16 protein-coding genes are annotated in these 14,829 nt (G+C 65.5%); 3 read left to right on the top strand and 13 right to left on the bottom strand.

Annotation, left to right across the window (positions count from 1 at the left end):
* The first annotated feature begins 93 nt into the window (after window positions 1–93).
* Window positions 94–855, top strand: a complete 762-nt coding sequence (locus tag DPM33_RS01280; protein ID WP_112095088.1) for a DeoR/GlpR family DNA-binding transcription regulator — start codon at window positions 94–96, stop codon at window positions 853–855.
* A 44-nt stretch (window positions 856–899) separates the two neighbouring features.
* Here the strand turns inward: DPM33_RS01280 and DPM33_RS01285 are convergent, their stop codons facing one another.
* The 10 genes from DPM33_RS01285 to DPM33_RS01330 form a co-directional block, all read right to left on the bottom strand.
* A complete protein-coding gene (locus DPM33_RS01285; protein WP_112095089.1) occupies window positions 900–2,009 on the bottom strand; it encodes a Gfo/Idh/MocA family protein in 1,110 nt (369 codons plus the stop codon).
* Between the two features lie 67 nt (window positions 2,010–2,076).
* Window positions 2,077–2,835 (bottom strand): ATP-binding cassette domain-containing protein, encoded by a 759-nt coding sequence (locus DPM33_RS01290; RefSeq protein ID WP_112095090.1) that lies wholly within the window; start codon window positions 2,833–2,835, stop codon window positions 2,077–2,079.
* Window positions 2,832–3,836, bottom strand: a complete 1,005-nt coding sequence (locus DPM33_RS01295; protein ID WP_112095091.1) for an ABC transporter permease — start codon at window positions 3,834–3,836, stop codon at window positions 2,832–2,834. The genes DPM33_RS01290 and DPM33_RS01295 overlap by 4 nt, the downstream gene beginning before the upstream one ends.
* On the bottom strand, window positions 3,833–4,822 hold the full coding sequence (locus DPM33_RS01300; RefSeq protein WP_112095092.1) for a sugar ABC transporter substrate-binding protein: 990 nt from the start codon (window positions 4,820–4,822) through the stop codon (window positions 3,833–3,835). The genes DPM33_RS01295 and DPM33_RS01300 overlap by 4 nt, the downstream gene beginning before the upstream one ends.
* Before the next feature lie 406 nt (window positions 4,823–5,228).
* Window positions 5,229–6,236 (bottom strand): ROK family protein, encoded by a 1,008-nt coding sequence (locus DPM33_RS01305; RefSeq protein WP_112095093.1) that lies wholly within the window; start codon window positions 6,234–6,236, stop codon window positions 5,229–5,231.
* Window positions 6,236–6,958, bottom strand: a complete 723-nt coding sequence (locus DPM33_RS01310; RefSeq protein WP_112095094.1) for a ribulose-phosphate 3-epimerase — start codon at window positions 6,956–6,958, stop codon at window positions 6,236–6,238. Before DPM33_RS01310 ends, DPM33_RS01305 begins: the two co-directional genes overlap by 1 nt.
* The gene (locus DPM33_RS01315; RefSeq protein WP_112095095.1) at window positions 6,955–7,773 is read right to left on the bottom strand and encodes an alpha/beta fold hydrolase; all 819 of its coding nucleotides are present in this window, start codon (window positions 7,771–7,773) and stop codon (window positions 6,955–6,957) included. Before DPM33_RS01315 ends, DPM33_RS01310 begins: the two co-directional genes overlap by 4 nt.
* On the bottom strand, window positions 7,773–8,591 hold the full coding sequence (locus DPM33_RS01320; protein ID WP_112095096.1) for a sugar phosphate isomerase/epimerase family protein: 819 nt from the start codon (window positions 8,589–8,591) through the stop codon (window positions 7,773–7,775). The genes DPM33_RS01315 and DPM33_RS01320 overlap by 1 nt, the downstream gene beginning before the upstream one ends.
* Window positions 8,591–9,667, bottom strand: a complete 1,077-nt coding sequence (locus tag DPM33_RS01325) for a Gfo/Idh/MocA family protein (protein ID WP_112095097.1) — start codon at window positions 9,665–9,667, stop codon at window positions 8,591–8,593. Before DPM33_RS01325 ends, DPM33_RS01320 begins: the two co-directional genes overlap by 1 nt.
* Before the next feature lie 2 nt (window positions 9,668–9,669).
* Window positions 9,670–10,491: a sugar phosphate isomerase/epimerase family protein gene (locus DPM33_RS01330; RefSeq protein WP_112095098.1), complete on the bottom strand. Its 822-nt coding sequence runs from the start codon at window positions 10,489–10,491 to the stop codon at window positions 9,670–9,672.
* A gap of 228 nt (window positions 10,492–10,719) precedes the next feature.
* Between DPM33_RS01330 and DPM33_RS01335 the strand changes: the two genes are divergently transcribed.
* On the top strand, window positions 10,720–11,868 hold the full coding sequence (locus DPM33_RS01335; RefSeq protein WP_112095099.1) for a Gfo/Idh/MocA family protein: 1,149 nt from the start codon (window positions 10,720–10,722) through the stop codon (window positions 11,866–11,868).
* 9 nt (window positions 11,869–11,877) lie between these two features.
* On the top strand, window positions 11,878–12,825 hold the full coding sequence (locus tag DPM33_RS01340; RefSeq protein WP_112095100.1) for an alpha/beta hydrolase: 948 nt from the start codon (window positions 11,878–11,880) through the stop codon (window positions 12,823–12,825).
* 12 nt (window positions 12,826–12,837) lie between these two features.
* Here the strand turns inward: DPM33_RS01340 and DPM33_RS01345 are convergent, their stop codons facing one another.
* The 3 genes from DPM33_RS01345 to DPM33_RS01355 form a co-directional block, all read right to left on the bottom strand.
* A complete protein-coding gene (locus DPM33_RS01345; RefSeq protein ID WP_112095101.1) occupies window positions 12,838–13,860 on the bottom strand; it encodes a LacI family DNA-binding transcriptional regulator in 1,023 nt (340 codons plus the stop codon).
* Between the two features lie 184 nt (window positions 13,861–14,044).
* Window positions 14,045–14,470 carry a type II toxin-antitoxin system VapC family toxin gene (locus DPM33_RS01350; protein ID WP_112095102.1) on the bottom strand — a complete coding sequence of 142 codons (426 nt, stop codon included), beginning with the start codon at window positions 14,468–14,470 and terminating at the stop codon, window positions 14,045–14,047.
* On the bottom strand, window positions 14,470–14,712 hold the full coding sequence (locus tag DPM33_RS01355) for a type II toxin-antitoxin system Phd/YefM family antitoxin (protein ID WP_112095103.1): 243 nt from the start codon (window positions 14,710–14,712) through the stop codon (window positions 14,470–14,472). The genes DPM33_RS01350 and DPM33_RS01355 overlap by 1 nt, the downstream gene beginning before the upstream one ends.
* Window positions 14,713–14,829 lie beyond the last annotated feature (117 nt).

Consider the following 14,829-nt stretch of genomic DNA (forward strand, 5'->3'; position numbering starts at 1 on the left):
ACAATCTTTCGAAAGCTTTCGAAGTCGCGTATTTTTGGTAGAGTGAGCCGAGGCCAGAGCGGTTGCTCGGCGCAGGGAGGCAAGGGCAGGGCAATGTTGTCGGAGCAGAGACGCCAATCGATCCTCATCGAGGTCCAACGCAGCGGACAGGTTCGCACGAAGGACCTGTCGGACGGGTTTGGCGTGTCGGAAGTCACGGTGCGCTCCGATCTTGAAATCCTGGACCGCAAGGGACTGCTGACCAAGACCCGTGGCGGGGCGGTGACCCGGACCACCGATTCGACCACGGCCGCGTTCGCCCGGCGGATGCAGACCAACCTCGAGGCAAAGAAGCGCATCGCCCGGGCGGCGGTGGAGCTGTTCGATGACAACCAATCGGTCATCTTCGATGGCGGCTCGACGTTGATGCAGCTCGCCATGCAGTTACCGCCGCTCAGCAATGTCGTGGTCGCCGCCACGGGCATGAATATCGTGCAGCATCTGATGCATCGTCCCGGGCTCGACGTGCACATGATCGGCGGCCGCGTCTATCCGGACACGGTGAGCACGCTGATCACCGATGCCGACACGGCACTCAGCGGCATGGTGGCGCATCAGGTTTTTGTTGGAGCGCATGCGATCGACGCCTCGCTCGATGTGGTCGACGTGAACGAGGACATGGCGCGAACGAAGCGATACCTCGTGCGGATGGGGCGGCGCGTCGTGCTGCTCGCCGATTCGAGCAAATGGGGCATCAGCGGCACCTCCAAGGCATTCTCCCTGTCGAGCGTCGATGTGGTGATCACCGACGATGGCCTGCCTGGTCTGATACGGGCCCAGCTCGAGAAGACGCGAGCCAAGGTGATCTATGTCTGACCCGTCGCGCTCGCTGGTTCTTGTCGGCATCGAGAGTGGCTCCGCTAAATCGCCGATCCGGCCTTGAGGCCGGCGGTCTCGCCCTGTCGCATCCGCTCGACGATCTCGGCCATCAGCGCCAGGTCGCGACGCGAGTCGGCGAGGTCGGTGAGCGGCTTGGTGCCTTCGACGATGTGGCGATGGAATGTCTCGAGCTCGGTGGAGAAGGCGTCGCCATAGAGCGGGCCGAACGTCTTCGTCACCGGGCCGAGCGGGCCGGCGTCGGTCACCTCCAGCCGGGTCGGCAGGCTGCGGATATAGGGCGTGTCGTAGATGATGCGCACGCGCCTGGTGTTGGAGCGCACCTCGATCATGGCATCGAACAGGCCGAGATCGTCGACGACGGCATCATAGAGACAGGCGAAATGACCGTAGTCGAAGGTGACGGATGTGTTGGCGCCGCCATTGGTGCGGTGCGCGGCGATCACGCGTGACGGCTCGCCGATCAGGCCGCGCATGGCCGAGATGTGGTGCGAGGAGAGCGCGGTCAGACCGCGATAGGCGCGCACCAGATCGGCGGGAGCGTCGGTCCCCACCACCTCGCGGATCAGCGCGTCCCGCTCCCTGGCGCCACGCGCCAGAAGGGCGGGGTCGATATCCCGGGGATAGAGGACGTTTTGGCTCTTCTTCAGGAAATGCCGGCCCTCCGAAATCAGGTCGAAGATGCGGACATGGGTGATGTCGGCGTGGTCGGGAAGTTCGTCCCTGGCAGCCAGATAGGCCGGCGCGTAGCGGCGCATGTAACCGACGAAGAGCGTCTTCCTGTAGGCCGGCATCAGCGCCAGCAACTCGTCGATCTCGCGCACCGTCAGGCAGGCGGGTTTTTCGAGCAGGATGTGCTTGTCGGCTCCGATCGCCGCGCGCACGAAGCGGCTGTGCGTGTCGTCGGACGAGAGCACGAACACCACGTCGATGTCTGGCGAATTGATCAGCGCCTCGGCGCTCTCGAAGGCTTTCGCCGTCGCATATTCCGACGTGAAGAGCGCCACCAGGCTCGGCGAGACGTCATAGGCGCCCGCTATCGTCCAGCGGTCGCGCTGGTCGGCCAGAACAGGCAGATGGATCGACTGCGCCACTTCCCCAAGACCGACAAGACCGACACGAAGTGGTGCCACTTAGAACTCCTTCCGATTTCAAACCCGAGGTTGGCCGCACCGGCCAGCCGTTGATTTCATGGCGCGATCACGCCGCGCCGGTGACCAGCGCGACGAGCTCGTTTCCCGATGTTTCGGATGCCCGCACGGTCGCGGCCATCTTTCCCGCGCGCATCACCCAGATCTGGTCGGACAGGCGGCGCACCTGATCGAAATTGTGGCTGACCAGGATGACCGAGACCGACTGTTCGCGCAGGCGCCGGATCAGCGCCTCGACATTGGCGGTCTCCTGCACGCCGAGTGCCGCTGTCGGCTCGTCCATCACCACCAGCTTGGCGCCGGAGCCGACGGCGCGGCAGATCGAGATTGCCTGCCGCTGGCCGCCCGAGAGGCGGCGCACACGCTGGTTGATCGACGGCACGTTGATCGACAGGCGCGACAGCATGGAGCGGGCCTCGCGTCTCATCGCCTTGCGGTCGAGGAAAGCGAAGGGGCCGATGCGGCGCACGAGCTCGCGGTTGAGGAACAGGTTCTGCGCCACCGTCAGTTCGTCGATCAGCGCCAGGTTCTGGTGCACGGTCTCGATGCCGGCCTTGCGGGCCCCGTCCGGATTGGAGAAGGGGTGCTCGCGGCCATCGAAGACGATTGAGCCGGCATCCGGCACATGCACGCCGACCAGGCAGCGGATCAGCGTCGACTTGCCGGCGCCATTGTCGCCGATGACGGCGGTGACCTCGCCGCGACGCGCCTGGAAGGCGACGTCGGTGAAGGCGCGCACGCCGCCGAAATGCTTGCTCAGGCCATTGCAGGCGATGATCGCGTCAGGGAAGGGGATGACGGCGCTCATTTCTGGTACCGCATGATCAGTGCCGCCAGCACGACGATGGTGCCCACAGCAAGCGGTTGGTAGAAGGCCGAGACGCTGAGCAATGTCAGCCCGTTGACCAGCGCGGTCAGCATCAGCGCGCCGATGGCGGGGCCGAGAATGCTGGCGCGGCCGCCGAACAGGCTGACGCCGCCCAGCACCACCGCCGCCACCGAATTCAAGAGCAGGCTGGTGTTGATCAGCGGTTCTGCCGAGCCGATGCGCGCCACCAGCAGGATGGCCGCGATGCCGGCGCAGAAACCTGAAATGGTGTAGGCGGCGACCTTGACACGGTTGGTGCGGATGCCGAGCGCGCCGGCGCTCTCGGCCTGGCCGCCGGTCGCCAGGAGATGGACGCCAAAACGCGAGTGATAGAGCGCGATATGCGCCACCACCACCGCTGCAATCGCCACCCAGACCGGATAGCCGAGCGGCCCGAACGAGCCCGAAGCGAGCTTCAGCAGGAAGGTGGAACCGACCATGGTCGGCTCGCCGCCCGACAGGATCAGGCCAAGCCCGGTGATGCCGGACAATGTGCCGAGCGTCACCACGAAATCGGGGATTTTCCCGGCGGTGATGATGAGGCCGTTGAAGAAGCCCAGCGCGCTGGTGGCCAGCACGCAAAGCACGCAAGCGATGAAGATGCCGTAGCCGGCGGCATTGACGAGGCCGAGTATGACGGCGCCAAGCATGACTGCCGCTGCCAGCGACAGGTCGATGCCCGACGTCGCCACGACGAAGGTCTGGCCGATCGACAGCACGACCAGGATGGCTGCCGCCAACAGCAGCGCCTGCAGGTTGGCTACGCTGAGGAAGACCGGTTGGGCGATGCCGAAGATGACGACCAGCCCGACCAGGCCGACGACGGACGCCCAGTCGGCCCAGAAGGAGGGATCGAGGAGGAGAGCCGCAAGGGAGGAACGGCTCTCCTCCGGCGCGCCCGCCGAGTGGGCGACGGGCGCGTTATCGGTGGAATTGCTCACTTCAGCAGCTCGCGCAGCGGATCGGGATAATCGCCGCCGGGGCGCGGGAAGTTCTTCAGCGAGGCCTCGGCATTGTCCTTGTTGATCAGGAGCACGGGCGCCGGCACGTTGGCGGGCAGTTCCTTGCCCTTGACCGCCGCCTTGCAGGCCTCGACGCCCATGGCGCCGACGACATAGGGATATTGGGCGACGGTGGCGGTGAGTTCGCCGGCCGCCACCGATTTCAGCGCGTCGACGATGCCGTCGAGGCCGATCACCTTGACGTCCTTGCCCGAGGTCTGCACGGCGCGCTCCACGCCGAGCGCCATGATGTCGTTGGCGGAGAAGAAGCCGGCGAGATCAGGATGCGCCGCCAGGATGTCGGTGGCCGCGGTCAGCGCCTTCTCGCGATCCCAGTCGGCGCTCACCATCACCACCACGTCGAGCTTGCCCTCGACGGCCTGCTTGAAGCCCTTGATGCGGGCGTTGGAGCCGACGTCGCCGACGATGCCGGCGACCAGCGCGACCTTCGAGCCCTTCGGCACCAGCTTCAGCATCTCCTCCCCGGCGAGCGCTCCGGCGGCGACGTTGTCGGTGCCGATATAGGTCGAGACGGTGAAGCCGGCGGCCTTGGCCTGCTCGGCGTCGATGGTCGAGTCGATGTTGATGATCGGCTTCTTCTTCTGGGCCACTGGCACCAGCGCCTGGACGAGGTTGGAGACGCTGATCGGGTTGACCAGGTAGCAATCGAAGTCCTGCAGCGCCATCGCGGTCAGCCGGTCGGCCTGGCCGGTGGCGTCGCCCATGTTGGCGGCCGCCTGCACCGTGACGTTGACGCCGTCGGCCTTGGCCTGCTGCTCGATGCCCTGCTGCATGGTCTGGAAGAACGGGTTGTCGAGACCCTTGACGATGGCCGCGACCTTGGCCGCGTCCTCGGCATGGGCCGGGGCCATCATTGTCGTTGCAAGCAGGCCCGCGCCGATCGCCAGGCAATTGAACATGCGCATATGTCTTCCTCCTCCGGATTTCCGATTGTCGGGTCCTATTTCTGCGGACGGCATGCCTGACGGGCGCGAGCGACCCCGGCGCTCGCGTTGGAAAACTGACGACCGGTTGGCACGCGGATAGCGGCCCCGGTTTGGGTCTGTTCTGCGCCAGGCATTGCTCCTCCCGAAGCGCTGGCCGGTGCCTTGCCAGCATTTCCGCATGTTTTATAAGAATTTGACACGCGTCAAGAATTAAAGTGATTTGCAGTGCGTTTTTATGTGCTGCGATGCAACAGGGGAGTGCAGCAAGCGCAAGCCTGCAAAGTCTTGCAAATGTCGGAGAACTCGCCGCAAACCCACGCCGAAGCGGCCCGCCTGCCGAGTTGAAACGGGCGGGATCGATGACGTGGTGTCGAGCGTGATCAGACTATGCGGTGCGGGCCGTGTCGGCGCCTTCGTCCTGAACCATCGACAGCGCCGTGCCCGGCTCGCCTTCCCACAGGATCAGGCTGGCGGCGCCGACCAGCCCGGCGCGGTCGCCGAGCTCGGCCGGTACGATCGGCACGTCGCGATAGGCCTGCATAGCACGCTCGTCGATCGTCGCTCGGATCCCTGGCGCCAGGAGGTCGAAGCCGTTGGAAAGCCCGCCGCCCATGACGATCACCTCGGGCGAGTAGAGATGCAAAAGATTGGTGAAGCCGATGCCGAGCCAACGCGCCTCCGCGTCGACCAGGTCGCGCGCGGCCGCATCGCCAGCCCGCGCCGCCTCGACGACATGCCGCGCGGAAACATCGCCGTTCCCGGAAAGCCGACGGAGAGCCGAGCCGTCGCCTGGCGCGGTCAGCTGCGTCGCCCGGCGCCCAAGCGCGGTGCCGGAGGCGACTGCCTCGAAGCAGCCGACATTGCCGCAGAAGCAGCGGTCGCCTTCGCCGGTGATCGTCATGTGGCCGATCTCGGCGGCCAGTCCGCGCCGTCCATGGTAGATATGGCCGTCGGCAATGACGCCGCCGCCAATGCCGGTCGACACGGTGACGAAGACGAGCGACTCCGAGCCACGCCCGGCACCGTAACGCCATTCGCCCAGCGCTGCCGCATTGGCATCATTCTCCAGCCGCACCGGCAGACCGAACTGCCGGCTCAGAATGTCGATCATCGGCACATTGTGCCAGCCGGAGAGTGTCGGCGGTCCTATGACGATGCCCGCCTTGGGGTCGAGCGGACCCGGTGCGCAGGCGCCGATGCCGATGACCTTGGCCTGCGGGTGGTCGCCCAGTAGTTTGCCCGCCAGCGCGATGATCCGGCCGATCACCGCCTCCGATCCCGCTTCAGCCATCGTCTGCTCCGAGACGCGCGCAATGACGTCGCCGCCGCGCTCGACCAGCGCGCCGCGCAGCTCCGTGCCGCCGAGATCGAAGGCCAGCGCGAGCGTGCGCATCAGGCGGCGGCCCTCAGCCCGTGCAGCCAGGCCATGCGCTGGGCAAGGTCGGGATCGCCGAAGGCGAGCGATCCCAGCACCACCGTATCGGCGCCGGCGGCGCGCAGCAGCGGCACCGTCTCGTGGCGGATGCCGCCATCCGCGGCAAGGATGATGTCGGCCTCGCGGCCTGCTTTTCTCATCAGTGCGCGCGCTTCGATCAGGCGCGGGCAGGCTTGCTCGGACAGGCTCTGGCCCTTGACGCCGATCGAGGTGCCGAGAAGCGTCACGAAGGCCACGTCAGGCAGGAAGGGGACGATTGCCGTGACCGGCGTCTCCAGCCGCAGCACCACGCCGGCCTCGGCGCCGAGCTCACGCGCCAGCCGCATGGCGCGTAAGGCTGCCTCGCCGTTCTCGGCATGGATGGTGACGAGGTCGGCGCCGGCTTCGATGAACTGGCGCGTCTGCGCCTCGACGATCTCTGCCTCGACCATCAGGTGCACGTGGATCGGCCTGGCCGTCAGCTTGGCGATGCGCGCCACCAGGTCCGGGAAGAACAGGAAGCCGGGCGTGAAGCGGGCGTCCGCCACGTCGATATGATGCAGGTCGGCATGGGCTTCGATCCGCTTCAGGTCGCGCTCCATATTGGCGAGGTCCGCCGACCACAGCGAGAATTCGCCGATCAGCCGGTTGCGGGGCAGGGCAGCGATGGCGGCGGGGCCGGAGAGAGGCTTGGCGGTCATGACGGAATGGGACTCCGGACGTTTGAATGCGTTTGCAGGAAGAACGTGATGTGCTGGTGCAACTCGCTGAAATGCTTCGCGCTGTCGCGCGCTTTCGGCGTGATTTCGGCAAAGATCGCGTTCGGCATGACGGCGGCCAGCGTATAGGCGGAGGACAGTGGGTGCACGGCATCCATCGCGTTGCCGACGACCAGTGCCGGAACGTCGAGTGCCGCTGCGTCGCGTTCGGAAATGCCTGGGCCGTCGCTGGCGATGTTGGCCAGCACTTGCACGAACGTCTTGGCGTCGGGCCGGTCGAAATAGCCGAGCAGCGAGGAAAGATTGTCGGGCGCCTCGCGATAGAGGCGCGTGGCGGTTTCGGATTGCGCGAACATCCTCCGACCCTTGTCGGTCCCATGTTCGAGGATGAGGTCGGCAACCTCGGCGATAGGCTGCATGTTCTGCGGTGCCGATGAAAACGTCCAGGCCGGTCGCACCAGGATGAGGCCGGCGACGCGCCGTGGGTAATGGCACGCAAGACGCAGCGCGATCGCCGCGCCCATCGAGACGCCGCCGGCAACGAAGCGGTCGAGGCCGGCCTGGTCGGCGGCGGCAATGACGTCATCGGCGAACATTTCGAATGAGAATGGCCGCCCCTCGCCGAGCCCGGAGCCGCCATGCCCGCGGCATTCGAGCGTGATGCGCCGGAAGCCGTCGGGAAATGTCTGCGCGACCTGCGCTTCGCCGCCGCCCAGGCCGTGCTGGAAGACCACCGCCATGCCCGCGCCGTTGTCGGTGATCCGCAGCCTGGTTCCGTCGCGCAGCAGCGTCGCCATCACACGAGCTCTTTCAGGAAGCGGGCGACGCCGGGTGCCTCTTCTGCCGATAGCCCGTGCGTTACCAGCGGTCCGTCGAAGCCGGTGGCCTTCAGCCGGGCGATGAAATCGGCAAAGTCGACCACGCCTTGCCCCGCGGTGGCGAAGCGACCGTCGGCGAAGCGATCCTTGGCATGCGCCAGCGCCACATGGCCTGCCGTGCGTTCGACCGCGCCGGCGACGATGGCGCGCGCCTGGTCGGCATTCGCCTGTTCGAACAGATTGGCCGGATCGAGCACGACGCGCAGGCGCTTCGAGCCCATCTCGGCGATCAGCCGCATTGCGTCGCCGGCCGAGGTGACGATGTTGGCCTGCTCCGGCTCGATGCCGAGATCGACGCCGTGGCGCTCGGCGATCGGCAAGGCTTTTTCCATCTCGCGCGCCATGTCGGCCCACGCCGAAGGATCGGCATTGTCGGGGTGGTGCGCCCATTGGTCCTCGGCATTGCGCGTACCGGTGCAGAGCGTCACGAGCGGGATCGAAAGCCTGGCTGCTGTCTCGATGATGATCGCCAGCCGCTTGAGCCCGTCATCGCGCACCCGGCTGTCCGGATGCGTCATGTTGTAAGTGCCAGACAGCGCGACGAGGCCGACACTTGTGGCCTTGGCGGCGGCATCGATGGCGCGGATCGCATCGTCGGGAACCGCTTCCGGCATCGACGGCAGGCCGGCGCAGGCAAGATTGAACTGGGTGACCCCAAAGCCCGCTTCGCGCACGGCGGCCAGCACGCCGGCCGGCTCGCTGCCCGCAAAGGTCTTAGCGAACACCCCGATTTGCATCAGACCGCTCCGATGACGCCGGCGAGCTCGACGCGCTCGCCGCTTTCGACCGAACGCGCGATCGCCACCATGGCGCGGATCGAGGCGATCCCGTCCTCGACGGTGGCGCCGCGCTGCGGCGCGCCATTGAGCACGGTATCGGCGAGACCTTCCAACTGGCGGCGGAAGAAATGGCCGTCGGCGCCGAGCGGCTTGCGCGAGGTCGCATCCTTCTCGTGGAAGATATCGACTTCGCTGGCGCGGAAATACCAGGGATTGAAGGTCTTCGCGATCACCGAGCCGTTCTCCCCATAGAGCTGGAAGCCCTCGTGCCAGTCCATGCGCACGGCGACGGTCAGATCGAGATGGCCGAGCGCGCCACTGGCGAACTCGGTCTCGACGAACCAGCAATAGGCGCCGAATTTTTCGTGAAGACGCGCCCGCACGGCGGTGATGTCGCCGCACAGGAAACGCGCCGTATCGACCAGATGCGAGCCATGCGCCAGCATGAAATATTGCCGCAGATCGGCCTTCGGATTGCCGCCCGGCTTCTTCGCCAATTTGCTGGTGACGGGCAGCGGCTGCACGGCATCGGTGTTGGTGTAGCGATGGGTGGAGTCGCAATACCAGGCCTTGAGCGCCAGGATCTCGCCCATCTCGTGGCGGACGAAATCGCGCGCCGCTTCCAGCGCCGGATCGAAGCGCTTCATGTGCCCGACCTGCAGCACCTTGCCGGAGCGCTTGACGGCCTCGGCGAGCTTCTCGCCTTCCTCGACCGACACGCCGATCGGCTTTTCGCACAGCACATGCTTGCCGGCTTCGAGCGCCTTGATCGACATCGGCACGTGATAGGCGTCCGAGGTGGCGACGATCACCGCTTCGAGCTCGGGATCGGCGAGCATCTCGTCATAGTCGCCATACATCTTCCGCGGCTCGTAGGTGGCGCCCATGCGGGCAAGCAGATCGGGCGCCGCGTCGCAGATCGCATAGAGGTCGGCATTGGCTGCCTTCACGCAGCTTTCCAGATGCGCGAACTGCGCGATCGGCCCGCAGCCGAGCACACCGACACGAAGGCGACGGTCTTTCTTGGCGATCATCGTCAGGCTCCGTAGCCGCGCATGGTCTGGCGGTTGGTCTTGACCGCGCCTGCCGGATCGGCGGCGGCGGTTTCGGACTCTTCCTCGAGCACCAGCCAGCCGTTGAAGTTGGGGGACACGCCGGCGATCTCGATCACCTTTGCCGTGTCGCAGACGCCCTTGCCGAGCATCGCCCAGGTGCCGCTCGCGTCGACGTCCTTCAGATGCACGTAGCGGATGCGGTCGCGATAAGTGGTGAGCGTGTCGGCCATGTCCTTGTGACCGCGCAAGATGTGGCCGGTGTCCGGCACCCAGCCGACCAGCGAGGCGTCGAGCAGCCCGAAGATGCGGTCATAGTCGGCGCGGTCGTAGAGCAGCGTGTTGTGATGCGAGCTCGGATGCACCGCGACCTGCACGCCAGCCTTGCGGCCGAGTTCGCCGGCCCTGTTGTAGACCTCGGCGGCAATGGCGAACTTGTCGTCGCGCGGACCGTCGGAGACGACGGTCGCCGAGCCCATCGAGACGAGCGCGCCGCGGAAAGCAGCCGCGAAGTCGATCCAGCGCTTGGCGGCCTCGAGATCGGTGCTGATCTGTTCCTTCAGGGTAAAACCGCTCTTGGAACCGAACGCGAAGGAGACCAGCGTCAGGCCTGACGACTTCAACGCTGCCGCGAACTCGGCCGGTTTGCCGGCGTAGCGGCCGATCATCGTGTCGGTGATCTCGATACCGGCATAGCCGCCATCGGCGATTGCCTTGAGGAGATCATCCGGGCCGCCGGTGAACCGGTCGCCGAGCATTTCCCAGGTGAAGGTCTGGCAACCGACTTTAAGCTCTTTCACGTTCATCCTTTCAGTCCTTGATGCCGCCCTGCGTCGAGTCTCGATGGTCTGGCCCTGGAAGAAACAGCCCGAAGGCCGGCAGGCTCCAACGCAGCGTCGGCATTTTCATATGCTCTCGAAAAATTTTACGCGCGTCAATATTTAAAATGCTGTATAGCGAATCTCGAAAAACGGTCCGCCGCGCCCGCGGGAGGATAGACCGGAACGCTGCCGAATTGGGAGGCTGGAACGAAAATGCACGCGAAATCAGGTGCGAAGCTCGGCATAGGGGTCATCGGATGCGGCAACATCTCGATGACCTATCTGCGCAACGCGGCTCTTTTTTCCGGTGTGGAATTGCGCGCCTGCGCCGACATTTCCGCCGACATGGCCGCGCTTCGGGCCAAGGAATATGGTATCCGCGCGCTCGGCGTCGATGCGCTGCTGGCCGATCCCGAGGTCGATCTCGTCCTCAACCTCACCATTCCGTCGGCGCATTTCGATATTTCCCAATCGGCGCTTTCGGCCGGCAAACATGTCTTCACGGAAAAGCCTCTCGCGACCTCGGCCAGCGACGGCCGCAAGCTCGTCGCCGAGGCCGCCAGGCGCGGGTTGCTGATCGGTTCCGCTCCCGACACCTTCCTTGGTGCCGCCGGCAGGCGGGCGCGCCGGCTGGTGGATGAGGGCGCGATCGGCCGCGCCGTGACCGGCACCGCCTTCATGATGGGGCGTGGCATGGAACACTGGCATCCCAATCCGCAATTCTACTATCAGCCGGGCGGCGGTCCGGTGTTCGACATGGGGCCGTATTACCTGACGATGCTCGTTAACCTGCTCGGTCCGGTCGCGCGCGTCATGGCGATGGCGACTCGCGGCCAGGAGGAGCGGCTGATCACCGCCGAGGGTCCCTACAAGAACACCAGCTTTCGGGTCGGCACGCCGACCAACGTGCTTTCGCTGCTCGAATTCCGTTCCGGCGCCACGGTGACCTTCGGCGCCTCCTGGGACGTCTTCAAACATTCCAACCACCCGATCGAGCTGCATGGCACGGAAGGGTCTCTGCGGCTTCCCGACCCGGACACTTTCGGCGGCACCGTCTCGCTGTCCGCGCACGGCGCCGACTGGGAGGATTTTGCCAGCGAGAGCGAACTCTACGGCGCGCGCAACTGGCCCTATGCCGCCCCCAACCGAGCCAACTACCGCATGCTTGGCGTCGCCGATCTGGCGCGGTCGCTGTCGGAGGGCAGGAGGCCGCGCGCTTCGGGCGAGCTCGCCTTGCATGTGCTGGAGATCATGGAGGCCATCCTGGCTTCGGGAGAAAGCCGCGGCTCGGTTGCCGTCGTGGGCACCGTCGACCAGCCGCAACTCCTCGGCGAGGACGAGGCGGCGAGCCTGCTCGCCTGAGGACGGATCGTGACCGCATCGCTCGATCCGCAGGCCCAAAAGGTTCTCGATCTCGGCCGGCAGGCGGGCGAGCCGCCGTTCGAGGCCGGCACGCCGGAGCGGGCGCGGCGCGCCTATCTCGACTGTCTTCCCAGTCTGCAGGGCGAGCGCGAAGCGGTCGCCTCTGTCCGAGAGCGCTCCATCGCCGGACCTGGTGGGCCGCTGATGCTCCGAATCTATCGCGGGCAGGGCGCGCCCGCGCTGGGCGCCTCCGCGCTGCTTTACCTGCATGGCGGCGGCTGGGTGATCGGCAATCTCGATTCGCACGACGAGATCTGCCGCTGGTTCGCCACCCTGGCGGCTTGCGTGGTCGTCTCACCCGACTACCGGTTGGCCCCGGAACACAAATTCCCGGCGGCGGTCGAGGACTGCGGCGCCGCTCTCTCCTACATTCAGGGCGCGGCTGACGACCTCGGCATCGATGCGCGGCGCATCGCCGTCGCCGGCGACAGCGCCGGCGGCAATCTGGCCGCCGTGCTCGCCCTGCTGGCGCGCGACGACTGGCATAAGCTGACCGCGCAACTGCTGTTCTACCCGAACACCGATGCGGCACAGACGGCGGACAGCTATCGCCGCTTCGGCGAGGGTTTTGGCCTCACCGCATCGACCATGGCCTGGTTCCGCGACCACTATATCCGCAGCGCCGCCGATATCGATGACTGGCGCGTCTCGCCGCTCAAGGCCGAGAGCCTTGCGGGCGCCGCGCCGGCCTTCATCGCCATCGCCGGTCATGACATCCTTGCCGGCGAGGGCGAAGCCTACGCGCAACGCCTGGGGGCGGACGGCGTGCCGGTCGCAATCAAGCGCTGGCCCGGACAGATCCACGGCTTCGTTTCGATGGGGCGCCACGGCCCGGCGTCGCGGCAGGCGGTCGAGGCGGCGGTGGCCGCGTGGCGAAAATTCGATTCCGCGTTCTAAGGTTGATTGCGATCAGGCCGACTGGCGCATCACCAGCGTCGCATCGAGATTGACCTTCGGCACGACGGCCGTGCCGTCCTCGTCGAGCAGGGTGAGCAGCGTCTCGACACTGCGCCCGGCCATCGCCGCGAAATCCTGCGCCATGGTGGTGAGCGCGGGACAGGTATAGCGGCTGAGCGGATGGTCGTCATGGGCAGCGACCCGGAGGTCGCAATCGGCTTTGCGACCGACCTTAAGCCCGCTCGAGAAAGCCGCCGCCATAACGCCGAAGGCGAGGCGGTCGTTGTTGCACAGGATCGTCTTGCCCGGCAGGCCACCCTGGCTCAGCATCTTCTCCGTCTGCTCGTAGCCGATCCGCTCGAAATCCCAAGTGTAAGCCTTGGTGTTGCCGATGACGACCGGCTCGTTTCCAAGCCGCTTCATCGACGTGACATAGCCGTTCAATCGCTCCGGCGAATTGTGGTTGATGTGCGGGATGTCGAAATAGATCGGCGGTTCGCCGGACCTGCAAAGATAGTCGACGATCGTCGACATGCTCTGACTGTTGTTGTTGCCGACAAATGGCGTGCTGCCTTCGAGATAAGTGTCGAAATAGACGATCGGAATGACCTGCGTCAGCTTCTCCAGCGCACGGCGGTCCGAGCGCTGGCCGAGCGGCGCGATCAGCGCGCCGGACACTTTCAGCGACAGGATGGTTCGTGTCGCCTCGGCCTCGAGCTCGGTCGAGCCGTGCGAGGAGATGACGATCGGCCAATAGCCTTCATCGCGCAGCCGAAGCTCGATGCGGCTGACCATCTCGGAATAGAAGGGATCGGCGACCGTCGGCACGACGATGCCGATGCTGCGGGTGCGCTTGCGGTTGAGGTTGCGGGCGAAGAGATTGGGCTGGTAGTCGGACGAGCGCAGCGCATCCTCGATGCGCTTGCGCGTCGCCGGCTTGACGCTGGTCGGATCGTCGAAATATTTCGACAATGTCGGCCGGGAGACACCACAGGAGCGGGCGAAATCCTGCATCGTCTTGTGTGTCATCGGCATTCAAACCCTCGCGATGGATTTCCAAACCGCAAGTCCGCGCGCCGCCCGATGATCCTATCCACTGCGCCGGCGCGGGACCTCAAAGTTTACAACATGCTCTGCAAGCTTTAACGCGTTGCGAGAAATTATTCCGCACGTAAATTTGTAAATTGACATAAAATTGCAAGCTGGACATTGCCCCTTTTCATGCCAGCAACTGCGTGGGCACGCCGAGCGGTGGGCCGGCTTCGGCAAGGCGCTGGTCGAGCGTATGCAACGTGGCGCCATGCTCCGATGCGATTGCAAGGTGAAGCGCGTCTCCCGCGCGCAGCCCAAGCATATGTTGATCGGCAAACTTCGCCGCCACGCGGAACTGCGCGCCCGTCACCGTGATCAAGGTGAAACTCTCGGCGACCAGCTTGTTGAACATTGCAAGCGCCGATGCGCGCTGCTCCATGCCGATCTGTCCGGTCCGCAGCTTGATTGCCATGGCCGAGGACATCTCGGCAATGGTCCAGTCGCTGATCAAAAGCTGTTCGGGAGCCTGCGCTGCCAGCCAAGTCTGAACGCGCGGTGTCATCGTTTCGTTGGAGAGCGCGGCGACGATCAGCGACGTGTCGAGATAGGGCATCAGTAGCGATCGCCGTCCCGCATCGATCGGACAAGATCGGCTGCGGTTTGGGTCTGCGGCGGCGTGGTCGCCGTCAGCGACCGCAGCAGGGCGAAATCGATCGGCTTCCGGGGTTTGACCGCCGCGGTCAGCCGCGCGACCGGCTTGCCGCGCCGGGTAATGTCGATCGAATCGCCAGCCTCGACACGGTCGACCAGCTCGCTCAGATGGGCTTTGGCGTCCGCCAGATTAATGATAGCCATGCTGCGCTCCTGACCATGTAGATGGTCATATAGCGTATCGAGCTTAAGAATTCCAGCGAGCCTTCATTCTTGCGCGCTCTCTTTCGCGGGTGTGGGCGGTGCGAAACGACGCCGCCG

Origin of the sequence: Mesorhizobium hawassense (assembly GCF_003289945.1) — a bacterium.
Lineage (GTDB): Bacteria > Pseudomonadota > Alphaproteobacteria > Rhizobiales > Rhizobiaceae > Mesorhizobium > Mesorhizobium hawassense.